The 13,388-nt window shown below is 37.8% G+C and carries 10 protein-coding genes; 4 read left to right on the top strand and 6 right to left on the bottom strand.

Annotated elements, in window-relative coordinates; all coding sequences use genetic code 11:
• Positions 1–265 precede the first annotated feature (265 nt).
• The 6 genes from pgl to A1D26_RS09130 form a co-directional block, all read right to left on the bottom strand.
• The gene (gene pgl / locus A1D26_RS09155; protein WP_157403711.1) at positions 266–964 is read right to left on the bottom strand and encodes a 6-phosphogluconolactonase; all 699 of its coding nucleotides are present in this window, start codon (positions 962–964) and stop codon (positions 266–268) included.
• A gap of 76 nt (positions 965–1,040) precedes the next feature.
• Positions 1,041–2,525 (bottom strand): glucose-6-phosphate dehydrogenase, encoded by a 1,485-nt coding sequence (zwf, locus tag A1D26_RS09150; RefSeq protein WP_157403710.1) that lies wholly within the window; start codon positions 2,523–2,525, stop codon positions 1,041–1,043.
• Between the two features lie 78 nt (positions 2,526–2,603).
• Positions 2,604–3,413, bottom strand: a complete 810-nt coding sequence (cysQ, locus tag A1D26_RS09145) for a 3'(2'),5'-bisphosphate nucleotidase CysQ (protein WP_157403709.1) — start codon at positions 3,411–3,413, stop codon at positions 2,604–2,606.
• A gap of 68 nt (positions 3,414–3,481) precedes the next feature.
• A complete protein-coding gene (locus A1D26_RS09140) occupies positions 3,482–3,904 on the bottom strand; it encodes a hypothetical protein (protein WP_157403708.1) in 423 nt (140 codons plus the stop codon).
• On the bottom strand, positions 3,894–4,457 hold the full coding sequence (gene nudE, locus A1D26_RS09135; RefSeq protein WP_157403771.1) for an ADP compounds hydrolase NudE: 564 nt from the start codon (positions 4,455–4,457) through the stop codon (positions 3,894–3,896). The genes A1D26_RS09140 and nudE overlap by 11 nt, the downstream gene beginning before the upstream one ends.
• Positions 4,458–4,527: 70 nt before the next feature.
• Complete coding sequence (locus A1D26_RS09130) at positions 4,528–5,019, bottom strand: YqaA family protein (protein ID WP_157403707.1); 492 nt, start codon at positions 5,017–5,019, stop codon at positions 4,528–4,530.
• 197 nt (positions 5,020–5,216) lie between these two features.
• Between A1D26_RS09130 and focA the strand changes: the two genes are divergently transcribed.
• The 4 genes from focA to A1D26_RS09110 all read left to right on the top strand — a co-directional run bounded on the left by focA (position 5,217) and on the right by A1D26_RS09110 (position 13,284).
• Positions 5,217–6,041, top strand: coding sequence for a formate transporter FocA (gene focA / locus A1D26_RS09125; RefSeq protein WP_157403706.1), 825 nt, complete (start codon positions 5,217–5,219; stop codon positions 6,039–6,041).
• Positions 6,042–6,135: 94 nt separating this feature from the next.
• Entirely contained in the window at positions 6,136–8,460 is a 2,325-nt protein-coding gene (gene pflB, locus A1D26_RS09120; RefSeq protein WP_157403705.1) for a formate C-acetyltransferase, read from the top strand.
• Positions 8,461–8,587: 127 nt separating this feature from the next.
• Complete coding sequence (locus tag A1D26_RS09115; RefSeq protein ID WP_157403704.1) at positions 8,588–9,691, top strand: adenosylhomocysteinase; 1,104 nt, start codon at positions 8,588–8,590, stop codon at positions 9,689–9,691.
• Between the two features lie 188 nt (positions 9,692–9,879).
• Entirely contained in the window at positions 9,880–13,284 is a 3,405-nt protein-coding gene (locus tag A1D26_RS09110; protein ID WP_157403703.1) for a S6 family peptidase, read from the top strand.
• The last annotated feature ends 104 nt before the right edge of the window (positions 13,285–13,388 follow it).

Raw genomic sequence — 13,388 nt, 5'->3', positions numbered from 1 at the left:
CCCTAATAACTCCTCCTACTACTGGAACTAATTTCATTGCATTGTCGCTTATTTTTTTATTTATACAACTTTACTTAAAGTCTCATAAAGATGGAGACACTTCATATTTCTCACGAATAATTGCCCGAAAAGTGTCCGAAGTTGTTGCCCCGATGACGCTCGTCTTTGACGAATGCCTTAATTTTGAGTACTCCTTGGAAATGAGCACTATTTTATGTTTGAGATTCAACGTTTTTGTAAAATTTCTAGAAAATCTGACCGCTTGTTACAGCAACTTTGCCGCATCCTTATCCAAATACCACTCACTCACACCATTCTCAGCTTTGATTTTAGCCGCAGGATAAGGCAAATTTTCAGCATCTGTGGTTTGAATTTCTTTGAGAATTTCTGCTTTTGATCCGCCTGTTACCAAATAAGTAATGCGTTTGGCTTTTTCAATTAAATTGGCGGTTTTAGAAATGCGGATTTGCCCTGTTTCAGGGTGTTTAGCAATGACGGCGACATTTTGGTCGTCAAAATTCGTTTGATGTGGGAAAAGCGAAGCGGTATGTCCGTCTTTTCCCATTCCTAAAATAATCCAATCAAATTCCAAATGAGGTACACAAGCGGTCAGTTCTTGCGAAAATCTTGCAAGTTCTTGCTCAACATTATTTTCACCACGAATTCGATGAATGTTTTCTGCTGGGATTTGAATATGATCGAACAGTAGCTTTTGTACTTCGCCATAGTTGCTTTCAGGATCTTGTGGCTCAACCATTCGATCATCACCCCACCAAAAATGCAAGTTTTGCCATTTTACTTCGGTGTTAAATGGAGACTGTGCTAAGGTTTTGAATAACAATTTCGGTGTACTACCGCCAGAAAGGGAGATATGTACAGGGCGATTTTGTTGGCTGTATAACACAAATTCTTGCGCGATTTTTTCTACCGCATTTTGAGCAGAAGGGAAAATAATGTAGTTCATAAAATCCTTGTAGGGACACACTGTGTGTGTTCGTTATCAACAATGTACAAGGGACACACGCAGTGTGTCCCTACGATTATACTTTTTTCTTCATCAAGCCACTTGGTTTACGCCAGACTTTGCCGTGTTTAGCAATTAAGCGATCGGCTTCAGAAGGCCCCCAAGTACCAGATTCATATTCATAGACACGTCCGTTAGCCGCTTTATAATCTAAAATAGGTTGTACGAATTTCCAACAGGCGTGAACGGCATCAGTACGGGCAAATAGCGTTGCATCTCCTTTCATTGCATCTAATAATAAACGCTCATAAGCGGTTAAAAGACTTGGTGATGCAAGATCCGCATAGCGGAAATCCATAGAAACTTCTTTAGATTCAAAACCTGCACCTGGTTTCTTCAGGCCGAAACGCATTGAAATTCCTTCGTCAGGCTGAATACGGATAATCAATTTATTATCAGGGGCGTTTTGGCTAAACACAGGGTGTGGCGTGGTTTTAAAATGAATAACCACCTCGGTAACACGCACTGGCAGGCGTTTACCTGTTCTCACATAGAATGGAACGCCAGCCCAACGCCAGTTATCAATTTGGCAACGAACTGCCATAAAGGTTTCAGTGTTGGAATCTGCAGGCACGCCTTTTTCTTGTAAATATCCTTTGACTTCTTCACCCTCAATATTACCTTGAGCATATTGACCTAAAACAAGGTTATTTTTTAAATCGTCATCACTTAATGGGTGTAGGCAGTGTAATACTTTAGCGACTTCATCACGCATTGAATCGGCGTTGATAATTGCAGGAGGTTCCATTGCAACCATCGCTAATACTTGTAATAAATGGTTTTGGAACATATCTCGCATTGCACCTGAGCCATCATAATAACCACCACGATCTTCTACCCCGATAGACTCCGCCCCTGTAATTTCAACATAATCAATAAAATTACGATTCCAAAGCGGTTCAAATAAACCGTTTGAGAAACGTAAAACAAGCAAGTTTTGAACGGTTTCTTTACCAAGATAATGGTCAATACGGTAGATTTGATGCTCTTCAAAGAAACGATGAATTTGCACATCTAGCTCTTTGGCGGTTTTCATATCATAGCCAAAAGGTTTTTCAACGATAATACGTTTCCAACCAAATTCTTCAGTATTTAAGCCATGAGCAGCAAGACATTCAGGAATAATAGGATATAAACTTGGCGGTGTTGAGAGATAGTAAAGGGTATTGCCACCCGTATGGTATTTATCGTGAAGTTCATCTAGACGAGGAACTAATTTTCCATAATCCAATGCATCAGATGTATTTAGTGCTTGATAGTAAAGATGCTCGCAAAATTTTTCTAACATCTCACCGCTTGATTTTTCATGTTTAATGAGCGCTTCACGCATTTTTTGACGGAATTGGGTATCATCCAATTCTGTTCGAGAAACACCTAGCACAGAAAAATTCTCCGAAAGGCGACCAATTTTATAAAGATCATAAAGAGCAGGAATGAGTTTGCGGTGGGTTAAATCGCCAGATGCACCAAAAATGACGATACAGTTGTTATCTGCTTTCATTCTGTAAATTGTCCTAATAAATCGAATTGTTAAAAATTTGTATGCTTGAGCAACATTTTAGTAGATGTTGTAAATAAATCAATCAAGATTAAAAACTGTCTGCCAATTAAATTCGCCTTCACCAACAGCCATAAAGTAAGGATTGATAAAATGTTGGCGTTGGTTATAGCTTAATGGTACAAATTGTAAATCGACAATTTTTCCACCCAATTCCGCAAGTAACACTTCAGCAGCAGCGGTATCCCATTCACCTGTATCGCCCAAACGGATATAACAATCTGCTTTTCCTTCAGCAACTAAGCCTGCTTTTAGGCTACTTGAGCCATATTGAATAAAGTCAATTTGGTATGCTGGTTTGACCATTTGGCGAATTTTTTCGTTATTTGATGTGCCAATCGTAATGCGTAAGCGGTTAGATTGAGCTAATTTTTTGCAAATATGTAATTGAGTAAGCTGGTTGTGTTCATTTAGATAAGCACCGTAATTCGCCATTGCATAATAGGTTTTATGTAATATAGGGGCGTGGATTACGCCAAGAACAGGGCGATTTTGTTGCACCAATGCAATAACAACGGAAAATTGATCGGTTCTATCAATAAATTGTTGCGTACCGTCTAGCGGGTCGATTAGCCAGTATTCTTGCCATTGAGCACGTTCTTCAAGGGGAATGTTACAATTTTCTTCCGATATAATCGGAATATGTGGAGTAAGCTGTTGAAGTTGCTCGATCACAAATTGGCTAATAAACAGATCAGCTTCAGTTACAGGAGTGTGATCTGCCTTAATTTTGATCTCAACGGATTTAGCGTAAAACGTTTTTAAATGCTCGCCTGCTCGATGAGCAATATTCAATACGGCATCAAGTAGTTGTGGGGTAAGCTGTTGCATAGTAACTCCGTTGAGATTATTTCCTTTTATGTTGAAGATTATAAAATTTTATCCATTAAACTGCATCACTATTTTTCCGCTTTCTGCGAAATTATCGCTTTTGGAAGAAAGAGGCGTAAGATCACCATTGCATAAACGCTACTTGGTAAAGCAAACATTAGAGCATAGAAGAACACCGCAAGACTATGTTCCCATATTGAAATAGGTTCTTGTGGTGCTTCAATCGCCAAATAAATAGAAAATAAAATCAGGGTGTAAAGGAACATCAATCCACCTGAAAAAATCGTAATTTGTAAAATATTTCGTTGATGTAACCGCTTGCTATAGCAGAATAGAGCAAAAACAAAAGCCGGTAATGTAGCAAGTAAGGCTACATACCCGAAACCAATAGTGAGCTCGTTCAGATTAAAACCACTAAAGAAAGGGAGAAAGAGAGAGAAAATAATTTGAGTAATCAGTGGAAAAATCCACAAAATTGATTTATTGACCATTCAGAAATTCCTTTAATAGAAAGAGAGCAGAGAGATTTCTTGCTTCAGCAAAGTTTGGATCAGCCAGCAGTTTATCTATATCCGCAAGGGGGTAGTAAATGATTTCAAGAGGTTCAGGTTCATCACCTTCCAAGCGAGAAGGATAAAGATCTTGTGCAACAAAGACGTGCATTAAACCATACATATGGCTTGGCCCACTATAAAGTGTTCGTAAAGGGGAAATTCTATTTGCTCCGAAACCGATTTCTTCTTGTAATTCACGATTTGCACTCACAATGGGTTCTTCGCCATTATCAACAATCCCTTTTGGAAAGGTTAATTCATAACGTTCAGGACCGACAGCATATTCACGTACTAAAATGATCTGATCATTATGAATTGGGAGTACCATTACAGAAGAACGACGCTGTGGGGTTAAACGCTCGTAGGTGCGTTCTTGTCCATTTGAAAAACGTAAATTAACGGATTGCACTTCAAAAATTCGTGTTTTCGCAATAGTAGAAATGCTCAGAATTTCAGGCACTTGTTTAGTTGTATTAAAAATCGGCGTCATTGACATAATAATTCCTTCTCTGGATGTTGCTAATGTAACATTTTCAATGGTTCTTAGCAGGTTGACGATTTTAACTCAAAAAAGCGTTAATGCTCCATAATAAAATCAGATAGCGAATCGCTTTACCCAAACTGATTAAGCAAACCGTTTGTAAAACATTGAAACGTAACCAACCCGCAATGCCACAAAAAAGATCACCCACTATGGGTAACCAACTGAAAAGTAGCACCCATACACCATATTTTTGGCTATAAAATAAAGCCCACTTTACACTAGGTTTACTTTTTTCGGTTAAATGTGGTGGAGGGATAAGTTTTGCCATAAAGTAAGTTGTTAGGCTACCTAAGCTATTCCCCAATGTTGCAATAAATAGCAATGTAATAATCTCTCGTGAAAATGCTAAACTTTCATTCATCAAGAGTTGCGAAGCAAATGCAGTAAAGGTAATTTCCGAATTACCCGGTAAAATTGTGGCACTCAAAAAAGCACTTGCAAACATAATCAATAGCTGATTTTGTGTTGAGCTAAAAATTCCGAAGAAAGAAATGAGATAATCAATCATAAATTGTAAGTTTTTTGTAAAAAATCTGTTTTTATTGTGTATTTGATTATTTTATGTTCTTGTTAAAAGTTGATACGGATCAATAAATCATTCTACTTTATTTACTTTATTTGTGAAATTTATTTGAGTAATCAAGTAACAGGTCTATAATTCTCAACAATTCTTATAAGTTTTCAAAATTTAGTTTAAGGATAGCGATGTTTTCACCAGCTGAAATGGCTAAGATTGCTGAAGATGGTGCAGTATATAAAGCCACAAAAAATCAATTCTACTCTTTTCTTTCTGCAATTACTGCAGGTGCCTATATTTCAATAGCTTTCGTGTTTTACGCAACCACACAAGTGGGAGCTGGCGAATTACCTTGGGGAGTCGCTAAACTTATTGGGGGTGTTGTTTTCTCTCTCGGCATTATTATGTGTGTTGTGTTTGGTGCAGAGTTATTCACCTCTTCAACAATGACGGCTATCGCTAAAGCAAGTAACCGCATTACTCTTTTCCAAATGTTAAGAAACTGGTTGGTCGTGTATGTGGGGAACTTTTTCGGGGCAATCTTTATCGTATTACTAGTATGGTTTAGCGGCGAAATTATGGCAGCTAACGGGCAATGGGGGCTAACTATTCTAAAAACGGCTCAGCATAAAATTCATCATACTTGGGTAGAAGCTTTTAGCCTTGGTATTTTCTGTAATCTAATGGTATGTATTGCAGTTTGGATGGCTTATGCGGGTAAGAGTTTGACGGATAAAGCCTTTATTATGATTTTACCTATTGCAATGTTTGTCGCATCAGGTTTTGAACACTGTGTGGCAAATATGTTTATGGTGCCAATGGGGGTGTTAATTCACAGCTTTGCAAGCCCAGAATTTTGGACTGCTATTGGGATTGATGCTACACAGTATGCTGACTTAACAATGACTAACTTTGTGATGAAAAATTTAATTCCTGCAACGCTAGGCAATATTGTCGGTGGTGCATTTTTTATCGGTTTAGTGCAATGGTTTTTGCATTTAAGAAAACATTAAAAAAACTAACATTTCGTAAGCGGTTACTTTTTGCAGAAGTTTTACAAAATCGCACCGCTTGTATCTAAATTCAACTAACTATAGAGGACTTAAAATGGCTCAATTAACAGAAGCACAATTAAAGGCTTGGGAAGGTTTTGCTCCAGGTGAATGGCAAACAGAAGTTAATGTGCGTGATTTTATTCAAAAAAACTACACTCCTTATGAAGGCGATGAGTCTTTCCTTGCAGATGTAACTGAGGCGACAACAACGCTTTGGACAGATGTAATGGAAAAAATTAAAGTGGAAAATAAAACCCACGAACCGTATGACATTGATTGCGATACTCCATCAACCATTACTTCTCACGCACCAGGCTATATCAACAAAGATTTAGAAAAAATCGTTGGTTTACAAACGGATGCACCATTAAAACGTGCAATTATGCCGTTTGGTGGGATCAATATGGTAAAAGGTTCTTGTAAAGTTTACCGTCGTGAATTAAAACCAGAAGTTGAACAAATCTTTACTGAATACCGTAAAACCCACAACCAAGGCGTATTTGATGTATATACACCAGATATTTTACGTTGCCGTAAATCAGGTGTTATTACAGGTTTACCAGATGCTTATGGTCGTGGTCGTATCATTGGTGACTATCGCCGTATGGCACTTTATGGTGCAGATTTCTTAATGAAAGATAAAGTGAAACAATTCACATCTTTACAAGAAAAATTAGAACGTGGCGAAGATATTCAAGCAACAATTCAATTACGCGAAGAAATCGCAGAGCAACATCGTGCATTAGGTAAAATGAAAGAAATGGCTGCATCTTATGGCTATGATATTTCAAACCCAGCAACCAATGCACAAGAAGCGGTACAATGGACATACTTTGCATATCTTGCAGCAGTGAAATCACAAAATGGTGCAGCAATGTCTTTCGGTCGAGTATCGACTTTCTTAGATATCTTCATTGAGCGTGATTTACAAGCAGGTAAAATTACTGAGCAAGAAGCACAAGAATTGATCGACCACTTAGTAATGAAACTTCGTATGGTTCGTTTCTTACGCACACCAGAATACGATCAATTATTCTCAGGTGACCCAATGTGGGCAACAGAAACTTTAGCAGGTATGGGCTTAGATGGTCGTACACTTGTAACAAAAAACAGTTTCCGTATCTTACATACTCTTTACACAATGGGACCATCTCCAGAGCCGAACTTAACAATTCTTTGGTCTGAAAGCTTACCAGATGGTTTCAAACGTTATGCGGCTAAAGTATCTATTGATACCTCATCTGTACAATATGAAAATGACGATTTAATGCGTCCAGATTTCCAAAACGATGACTATGCAATTGCGTGCTGTGTAAGCCCAATGATCGTGGGTAAAATGATGCAGTTCTTCGGTGCTCGTGCAAACTTAGCGAAAACCTTGTTATACGCAATCAATGGCGGTGTGGATGAAAAATCAGGCGACCAGGTTGGACCGAAAACAGAAGCGATCACTAGTGAATACTTAGATTACGATGATGTAATGACTCGCTTAGATAGCTTTATGGATTGGTTGGCGAAACAGTATGTTACTGCATTAAATATCATTCACTTTATGCACGACAAATACGCTTATGAAGCAGCATTAATGGCTCTTCACGATCGTGATGTATTCCGTACAATGGCGTGTGGTATTGCAGGTCTTTCTGTGGCAGCTGACTCACTTTCTGCAATTAAATATGCGAAAGTAAAACCAGTTCGTACTGATATTGAAATCAAAAATAAAGCGGGCGAAGTGATTGGCGTAGCGAAAAATGTGGCGACAGACTTTGAAATCGAAGGTGAATATCCACAATTCGGTAATAACGATAACCGCGTAGATGATATCGCTTGCGACTTAGTTGAACGCTTTATGAAGAAAATTCAAAAACTAGGTACATACCGCAATGCAACCCCAACTCAGTCAGTATTAACCATTACTTCAAACGTAGTTTATGGTAAGAAAACAGGTAATACACCAGATGGTCGCCGTAGCGGTGCTCCATTCGGACCAGGTGCAAACCCAATGCACGGACGTGACCAAAAAGGTGCGGTAGCGTCATTAACATCAGTGGCGAAATTACCGTTTGCCTTTGCGAAAGATGGTATTTCTTACACCTTCTCAATCGTACCAAATGCATTAGGTAAAGATTACGAAGCACAAAAACGCAACCTTGCAGGCTTAATGGACGGTTACTTCCACCACGAAGCAAGCATTGAAGGCGGTCAGCACTTAAACGTGAACGTAATGAACCGCGAAATGCTATTAGATGCGATGGAAAACCCAGAGAAATATCCACAATTAACCATTCGTGTTTCAGGTTACGCAGTACGTTTTAACTCTTTAACCAAAGAGCAACAACAAGACGTAATTACTCGTACTTTCACACAGGCGATGTAATAAGCTAATCAGCATTGAAATTGGTAAAAATTTCAATAAAACCTACCGCTTGTCGTAAGGCAAGCGGTATAATTTTATCTAAGTTTTACCAAATTTATGATGAGCAATACACTTACAAGGAGACATTGTGTACGATAACTTTTCAGCAGAACTTGAATGGGCAAGACTCAATATGCCACGCACCAAAGCAGCAGTAGAGGCTTTGCCTGATCTTTCTCACGTCCGTTTAGCGTGCAATATGCACCTAGATTTAAAAATGGCACCGCTTGTCAAAGGCTTATTAGATAAAGGGGCAAAAGTATTCTTAACCACTTGCAACCCAACAACCGTACAAGATGATGTTGTCGCCTATTTAATGAATTGTGGTGCAGAAGCAAAAGCGTGGCGTAATATGAGCCATAAAGAGTGGCACGAAAGTTTTCAAACTGCGATTGATTGGAATCCAACCCATTTATGTGAAATGGGGGCAGATTTAACTACATTGATTCATCAAAATAATGTAGAAACGAATGTAAAAGCTGGCTTAGAAGCAACAGGTTCTGGTATCAATCGCCTAAATGGCCTAAAACCCAGTTATCCTATTTTCAACTGGGATGATTTACCCGTAAAAGAAGGGTTGCACAATCGCCATATGGTTGGCTTAACTGCGTGGCACACCTTTTTTGAAACGACACATTTAACTTTACACGAAAAAACAGTTGTCGTGATTGGCTATGGTTTGGTTGGGCAAGGTGTAGCCGCATCTGCCAAAGCCTATGGTGGCAAAGTGATTGTGGCAGAAATTGATAAAGCGCGAGCACTGCAAGCCGAATATGATGGCTGGCAAGTAATGCCATTATCTGAAGCGGTAAAAATAGCTGATGTGATTGCGACAGCAACAGGGGCAAAAAATGTGCTATCGCAACATTTATTGCAGCAAGTCAAATCAGGTGTATTTATTTTAAATGTTGGACATGTTGCGGAAGAAATTGATGTAGAATTTCTCAAAAAATACCCGATGAATGAGCCAATGCCATATATTAATGCTTACTCATTAGACGGAAGAACCATTTATTTACTTGCTGATGGCTCAATGTTTAATTTAACTGCTGGCTATGGCGACAGCTTAAATGCCTTTGATGTGACACTTGCGGTAATGGCAAGTGGCATTGGACACATCGTGGGTGAAGGGCAGAAAGCCGCAAAAGATGTTTATCTACTTCCCCAATCTGTTTGGCAAAAAGTGTTATAAAACAGACCGCTTGTAAGCAGAGTTGAAGCGATATTGGTATATGCCAATATCGCTTTTTTGTTTTAGGTGATACGAAGATAAAGAATATAGAAAAATCGGATGTTTATTGTTCATTTGTTTTTTTTTTGTACAATTTGAAGTGTGTTAAACACGCTGTTACCTACTCTTAATTGTCTTGAGGAAATCTTATGAATCGTATCTTTAAAGTTATTAAAAATGCCTGTGGGCAGTATGTTGTTGTTTCTGAATTTGCTAAGCAGTCAGGTAAAAATAAAGCCTTAAAATTACTGCTACCGTTAGCTACTTTTTCAACTATGGCTAGTGCTTCGATAGTATCAGATATTGTACCCTATGAAGAGTATCGCAATTTTGCTGAAAATAAAGGGAAATATACTGTTGGAGCAACAGATATTCCAATATACGATAAAAACAATATTCTGCTAGGTAATCTTTTTCCTGATGTCCAAAACCGAACAGGGGATTGGCTCAAAATTCCGATGCCGGATTTTAGTCCGTCTCACTCAGTTATATATAATAATCTACCTCACACAATTATACACAATGGCGTTAAAGGGTGGGACTTTCTAGGTGTTTCCACTTTAGTTCATCCTCAGTATGTTACTACTGTAAAACATAATGGTATTAAGAGTCCAAATAGACTTGAGTTCGGAGATATCTTTTCATTTACAAAACAAGGTGAAAACTACCAGTATTTCATTACAAATGCTAATGATGCTGAACCAGATTTTCGTTTCAAGGAAGAAGATGATTACTTTAAACTCCACCATAAATACGACTTTAGTTTACCACGTTTAAGTAAATTAGTTACAGAGGTAATTCCAACAGAAACTATTAATGGAGAAGATCAACGTTGTTTATTAGATTCAATAGAATTATCTTGGGATTGTCACTCATCAGAGTCATTTACAGATAGGAAATGGGGACATATCGTTAGGCTAGGAGGCGGGATGCAATATGTTTATTCTGCAGAGGAGGATGATCAAAATTTAGAATATATTTCATCTGCCTATAATTATCTAACTGGTGGTAGTATTCTCGGAAAGAGTATGGTGAAAGAACAAAATGGTAATTATTTTATTACCGGTGGCAAGGAATATCCTGTTACTTTGAAAGATGGAATGACTAGAGAGAAAGTTAATAGATTGCCGACAGTAATAGCTAGAGGTGATAGTGGTAGTCCATTATATGTTTACGATTTTTTAAATAAAAAATGGAAGTTAGCAGGGCTTGCATCAAGCGCAGTTGCCTTATATAGAGGAACTCCATTTGCAAGGGAAAATGAAAATATTAATAACATCGAGAAATCAAGTTTTACTGTATATAAACCAGAATTTTTAAACAGATACCTTGTTCAACATAAAGGTGTAGAGCTTAATTTAGGTGGGGAAGAGGTTAGTTGGCGAGCAACAGAGCAAGGAAAAAGTATTATTGCTGATAATGAATTAGCCGTTAGTTTATCTGACGATATTGCAGGTGCTGAAAATGGTAAAGATCTTTATATAAATGGTGGGGCTATTGATGGCGAACAGCTTTTACAACCTCTTACAATCAATTTGGAGTCTGATATAGATCAGGGGGCTGGTGGCATTTATGTCGGGAATATACGCCCAAGTTATGTGAAGATTAAAACGGATAATGATTCAAGTTGGGTTGGGTCAGGTATTGTTGTTCATAAGGGGAGTGTTTTAGATTGGCAAGTTAATCAACCACTTACTGCAAGAAGCTATGAGAAAAGTTATAAACAAGATATAAACTTCAGTGGAGATAGATTATCTAAACTAGGGCAAGGCACATTACGAATTACGGGCAGCAACCCACGCCCAACACCACCAATAGGACATTTAAGTATTGGTGATGGTCAGGTTATCATTGACGTGGGAAATGAGCCTGCATTTCATAACATTGAGCTAGTAAGTGGTAGAGGGGTTTTAACACTATCAGATGCTCAATCTATGAATAATAGCTTTGGAAATCATTACTGGGAAGATAGCTATGAAAATAGTGGGGGTGTAGGAGGAATTCGTTTTGGATACCGTGGTGGAAAATTAGATCTGAATGGTAAAAATGCAAGTGCATTTGCTGTTGATGAAGGTGCTAACATTGTTAATCATAATATTAATAAAACTTCAACATTCCACTTAGGTACTGGAGGTGTTATGCCAGGGTTGATTGGTAGCCGAGGTTATTCAGTTTTTAGGAATCCGATCGTTTCACTAGATGAGCAAGGAATGCTTCTTGGCCAGAAATATTATCAAGAGGGAGTATTGGATTATGATTATGGCTTGTTCAGTGAAAATGGTTGGTCTTCTGAAGATCTTAAATTAATGAAGGATTCTGACACATTATCTAGACTTGGTATTCCTAGTTGGTGGGGAATTGGAGGAAGTAACTTAGAACTATATAAACAACAATTTGAGTTAGTGGGAGATCAATACTTTAATGGTAAAATAAATGTGAATGTTTCAGGTGGCAATCATTATTATAACTCACATAGTGATGATAAAAATAATTTACTTCTCCTTTCGGGCGGTTTAAATTTAAATGGTGATTTTAATGTTACTAATGGAAAAGTTATTTTCTCTGGTTACCAAGTTCCATTTGCGGATAAACATCCTACATCTTCTTCAACAGCAGAAATAGAGGAAGTCAGAAAAGATAATGAGTGGTTAACTCGTAATTTTGTTGCCGATAAATTGAAATTAGATGAAAAAAGTAGTGTTGAAATTGGACGTAATGTGGGGGCTTTTGTTCTTAATGAAATTGAATTGCGGAATAACAGTCGTTTAAGTTTAGGTTTTAATAATGGAATTTCTACAATTTGTTATAGTGGAAAAGCTTTTGAAAATAGCGATGGGTGTTCTGTTCGTAAGTTAGATGAACAGAATTATAAGAATCTCCCACATACATTTATTTATGTAAAAAATGGTATTGTTGCCTTATCCTATGATGCTTATTCTAGGTATATAGACGGTAAAGCGGAGATAAATATTGGTAAAGCGGTTTTATATAGTGGTATTGGTAGAGAGGGTTCTCCTCTTAATGTAACACTTGCTAGAGATGCTATTTGGCAATTAGCTAGTGCATATACCGTTTCTGGTAGTGATTCAGGAAGTAGCACAAGCTATGTCAATGAGCTACGATTAGAACAAGGCTCAAAAATTTATTTAAATTCAGAAAATGAGTTTAATAAGTTTAATAAACTTGTTGTAGGGTCTTTATCTGGTAATGGCTTTTTCCGCTTTAACACTAATTTAGCAAAATTAGTGGGTAACTTGGTGGAAGTAACAAATGCTGCGGGTTCTCATACCATCTCTATTTTAGATTCGGGTGAGGAAATCAAAAGAGAAAATGCGGAAACATTAAAATTATTTGATATTAAAGGCAACAATTCAGCTACATTCAAATTAGAAAAAGGTTATGTAGATGCTGGAGCATTTCGCTACTATTTGAATAACTTAAAGAATTTAGTACAACTGGACACATCAGAAGAAGCTAAAAATCAAGCTGATGCTGATCTGAATAAAGCGTCAAGAAGAAGCAGAGCGTCAACGTCAAGCGGAAGAAGAACGTAAACGTCAAGAAGAAGCAGAGCGTCAACGTCAAGCGGAAGAAGAGCGTAAACGCCAAGAAGAAGAAGCGGAGCGTCAACGTCAAGCAGAAGAACGTAAACGCCAAG

It is taken from the genome of Ursidibacter maritimus, assembly GCF_009761395.1.
Classification (GTDB): Bacteria; Pseudomonadota; Gammaproteobacteria; order Enterobacterales; family Pasteurellaceae; genus Ursidibacter; species Ursidibacter maritimus.
This window is presented reverse-complemented; position numbering and strand designations above follow the sequence as displayed.